Source organism: Bradyrhizobium sp. Ses1, from assembly GCF_059512365.1.
Genome location: NZ_JCAMOQ010000130.1, coordinates 1 through 4,461, shown reverse-complemented (window position 1 = coordinate 4,461; position 4,461 = coordinate 1). Strand labels below are relative to the sequence as shown.

The window sequence follows — 4,461 nt, the reverse complement described above, 5'->3', positions numbered from 1 at the left end:
ATAGAAAGGGATCAGGAGCGGTCAGTTTCCAACTAACAAACCGGTTCAAGCGGTCCCGCTCCGCGGGTCCATTTCAGTCAGTATCCCTGCTAAACAGCGGAGCCAACGACTTCGCTTGGAAATCGTTGTCGAACGTTTGCTCTAACTGCCGTCGCGAACCACCCGCCTAAATAGTGGCATTGCGCAGCGTGCCCCTCGCGTGTTGGCCGCATTCGTGCGCCTGCCGCCAACCAGTTCGAAGGTGCCTGCCACCCCCACGCTGGAGCCCAGTTAGGACACGAGAACCCACGGCGCGCATTGCGCTATGCCATCCACAAAGCGCTGGTTCGTCGACTTGTTCAACAAGCGCGTAGTTTTCCTCAATGCTCTTCTCGTCGAGCGTCGTCCCGCTCCCGCGCAGGCAGAACCTGGTCTTCTCGCTCGCTTCACCCAATGCGGCGCCCGCAAGAGCTCCTTCTGCTCCAGCTGCAAGCACTCTTCGCGCTTTGAGGGCGCCCTCCGCTGCTGCTGGCGCCAACTGCGATCCGCCGGAGACGTTACCGTTGGCCATACGGTCCGAAGATCCCGAGAGCTGAGACGGCGAACCGCAGCATTTTGTTGCCCTGGCTTGGACCGTCAGTTGGTATTCATCAAAAGATATTCTCGGCTGCCTGCCATCTGTGCGGAACGCCGATCGTCAAACCGCCATCGACGACGATCTCGGAACCGGTAAAATAGCTGGACTCGTCGCTGAGCAGGAATAAAACTGCATGCGATACGTCCTGCGGGCGGCCTGCCCGTGCCAGAGGAATGGGGAAAAGAGAGGGATCGAAACGCTCGGTAAACGGCGTGGCGATGAAGCCGGGATGAATCGAGTTGACGCGGACGCCAGAGGCGGCTGCCTCCAGCGCAGCAGACTTGGTTATGCCCCGCACGCCGAACTTAGAAGCCACATAGGCATGAAGCCCGGCAGTGCCCCGCAGCCCCTCGACCGATGAGATGTTGACGATCGAACCGCCGCCCGCACGCCGGATTGCCGGCAGGGCCGCCTGCATTCCGAGGAACACACCGGTTAAATTGACGGCAATGGTTTTATTCCACTGATCGAGCGAGAACTGCTCGATTGGGGCCATGCTGGCGATCCCAGCATTGTTGACCAACCCGTGCAGCGCGCCGAAGCTGCGCTCGGCGACCGCGACCGCCCTAGCCCACTCCGCCGGCTGTGTGACGTCCTGACGCACGTAGATGGCGGAAGTGCCTAGTTCAGCAGCGAGAGTCTCTCCTTCTGCGTGAAGAATATCAGTGATTACGACCTTAGCGCCCTCAGCTACCAGCAGGCGCGCATGAGCTGCACCCATCCCGCGAGCTCCGCCGGTCACCAGAATGACCTTCTCGTTCACACGTCCCATGACATGATGTCCTTGCTTCGCTCATTGATCAATGCGGTGCAGATCAGCTGGAGCCCATCTTTCTCGCGAACCATCGTTTGCCATGTGCATGGCGGGTTTCCCCGAAGCATCGTATCCAAAGGGACGACATTCCTGCCCGACAGTCGCCGTTCTTGACGAGATAGGGCGCTGCCTCCGACGGGCAATGCAGGCTCGCAGCGAACAGGCGTTCGCCTGCTGGGTTGGATCAAGCTTTGACGAGAGGAGAGCAAAGCACATAAGGTTCTCCGGCGTGCAGCGGCTGGAGATTGAGCCCGCCGGGGAAATAGACGATGGCCAGTGACCAATTCCGACTAGCGCTTTGACTCTTTCGGAAATCCGTCTTGCGGACCCGCACAAAGAGCGCCGTAGCAAGCCTTCTCACCCTTGTAGTTGGCCAGCGCTTGGACCAACAACGAGATAACGTGCTGTTTCAGTTCAACCGGGATAGGCTTAGGACCTTCCAGCGACTTCAGCGCCACCTCGACCAACTCAATCGCGCGATCCTTATTGCCGCTCTCGTAACAATACTGAGCGACCGGCCCATAGGACAGGAACTTGAAGCCGTCGCTTCGTTGCGGAGGATTCAGCGCCAGAATGTGTTCGGACAACTCCTTGCCCATCGCAAGGCGCTCGGCAGACGGGAAGTGGGAGTTGTCATTCGCCAGATCGAAGAGGTTGCGCAGCGCCCCGGCCATCCACCGCTCGGATTTTTTCTTGATCGCGTCGCGAACTAATTGCCTCATGACCGGCAAGCCGGTCTGCAAGTCGCGCAGTTTGTGAAGCAACAGATCCGCATGGAGCACGCGGAAGTTAAGGTCGTCCGGCATCACAGCGACGGCCTCTTCGACCGCCGAAAGCGCCTTCACCCAATCCCCCGCATTCATCGCTGGCGTAAGTTTGGCGAAAAGGCGCATTGTAAGTTCGCCTTTGGCGATCCGCTCTGTATCGGCGGCTTTAGCTTCATCCCTGGTGCGCCAGCTGCCGCTCAGAATTTTCGGCAAAACGTCATCGAGTTGCGTCGGGTGACCGATAAAGGCGATGTGGCCGTCACGGTCGACGACGAACGAGGTGGGAATCCCGACAGAAAAGCTGGGATCCATCCAAAGCTTGTTCATTTCGCGTGTGTAGTCGAACCCGATCCGGCAGTTGAGATTCGGCAACTTTTCGGTCAACCATGCGTCCAACTTGCTTCGGGCCTCGTCCGCTGTTTGAGCGCGCTCACGAGCTGCTATTCCGAGAGCCTCAACTCCGCTATCTCTGTATTTCTCTTGCAGCTGCACCAGATGGGACAGCGCCGCAACACACGGTGCGCACCAAGTTGCAAAAAATTCGACGATGTACACTTTCCCGGGCTGGAAGCTCGTGAGGGGCTGGCCACGCAGCCAGTTCTCCACCTTGATCGGAGGAGCTGGGGATTCTAAGCCCAGCACCATGGTACTCTCCAAAACTATTGCCAGACGTTGCGCGACTTTTTGCGCTAGCTGATCTCTCATCGCGGCCGCGACCGATGGCGGTGGTGCCTTGGTGTAGACGGGCTGCCCAGCGAGATCCGCGGCGAATGTCGGTGCCGCCGCGCTAAGCGCGACGACGCTCCAAGTCACAAGCAACAAGTTCTTCCTCTCAGGAGCGGGGCACATGGGTTCAAGGAAGGAGAGCATCGCTCGTCTCGCGTCTGTGTGCACTCAGCACTCATTCAGTATTGCTGCACCTTAGTAGCAACGTCCGTGCCAGCATCGTCTGCGCGCATTAAGCGCCTGATTACTCCATGAAAAGCTCAACGGCACTCCACGGCGACCAGTGTTTTGAACCCGACGGGCTTTGTGCCGCTGTCCGAAATTGAACACAAATTGCGCGCTTCGCGCCGCCAGAAAAGCTGATGTTGCGAGCCACCTAACGGAAACTTGCTAGTCCCTCTCCCTGGCCGGACAGGATTAGGGGCGAGCGACGAGGTAGATCGGAGTCGAAACAGCCAAAGCCGTGGACTGTCGACGCGTGTTCGTGGTCAATGACAACGGAATTATTCGCGAAGCACTGCTGCCGGTGCTGTGGATCGGCGCCTTAAAACTGCCAGCGCTCGCCATCAGCCAAGCGGTTCCTGCACCACAAACTGGTACTCCGATCAGTTTTGCTCTCTAGCCGCTCACCCTGATCCCGTTCTAAAATCGTTGCCTCCATACCGAAACACGTATCGCGGCTCGCCTCGATGCGAGCTAAGGCTTATAAGGAGACGATCGACACGGGCCGGCAGACGTGCATCGAATCGCTTGCCGTCGAGGGGTCGGATGGCTCCGTTTGCTATGCAATACAGCGTCATGGTGCGCAAGCGCCTCAAAGATTCCTGAACACAATATGTGCCTAAGTGCATTGAACGAATTACTTATGCGCTGCGAGCCTCTGCTTCATGCTGCTAACCTGGTAGTGGCACCCGGCAGGCCGAGGAAGCTATGGCGCGGTGACGGCAGCAGTGGAGATCAAGCGGACAAGGCCGAAAGGCATCGGCAAAAGCTGATAGTGTCAAAGCTGAAAGCAGGAGTGGGCTCCGGTGACTCCTGACCCACAGCGGTCACGCAATTGACGGATGTGTTGCGTGACACCCCGCCAGCCGAAGCGGCGCATAAAGGCCGACCGACTGACCCCGCCCTACCGCAACAGGGTGCGCCTATCCGAAGACTGACCGACGGCGTGGCTCCGGCTTTGGAGCGCCGCCTTTCAGCAGCTTCGCCCTAAAGGCGAAGCTGTGCACCTTCGGGTCCCAGAAACCTCCCTCCGACGTCCACCAGTTTTCGAGATGACCTCAGTGAGCCGGATCGCTCGCAGCGGATGATCACGCCGCACCCGCGCCTCCAGATCAACGCAGCTAAACAGCTCGCCCGTTCGATTGTCGCAGCCGCGCACGCACCATCTCCGAATCTCGTCGGAGCCAATGAATCACGGTCGCCGGTCGGCGGCGAGCGCCTTTTTCAACGGCCTGCTAGTCTTACTGAGTCAGAAAGTCGCGGGCGTATTTGAGGGTGAATCAGCTACCCAGAGGACTCAGGTGAGAGGACTTTGA

General features: G+C 58.8%; 3 protein-coding genes. 1 reads left to right on the top strand and 2 read right to left on the bottom strand.

The features are described 5' to 3' along the window. Positions 1 to 629: 629 nt before the first annotated feature. On the bottom strand, positions 630 to 1,388 hold the full coding sequence (locus AC5ZG5_RS45710; protein ID WP_456647171.1) for a glucose 1-dehydrogenase: 759 nt from the start codon (positions 1,386 to 1,388) through the stop codon (positions 630 to 632). A 332-nt stretch (positions 1,389 to 1,720) separates the two neighbouring features. Continuing rightward, entirely contained in the window at positions 1,721 to 2,842 is a 1,122-nt protein-coding gene (locus tag AC5ZG5_RS45705; protein ID WP_456647173.1) for a TlpA disulfide reductase family protein, read from the bottom strand. Between the two features lie 559 nt (positions 2,843 to 3,401). Here AC5ZG5_RS45705 and AC5ZG5_RS45700 point away from each other — a divergent pair. Next, entirely contained in the window at positions 3,402 to 3,545 is a 144-nt protein-coding gene (locus AC5ZG5_RS45700; RefSeq protein WP_456647172.1) for a hypothetical protein, read from the top strand. Positions 3,546 to 4,461 lie beyond the last annotated feature (916 nt).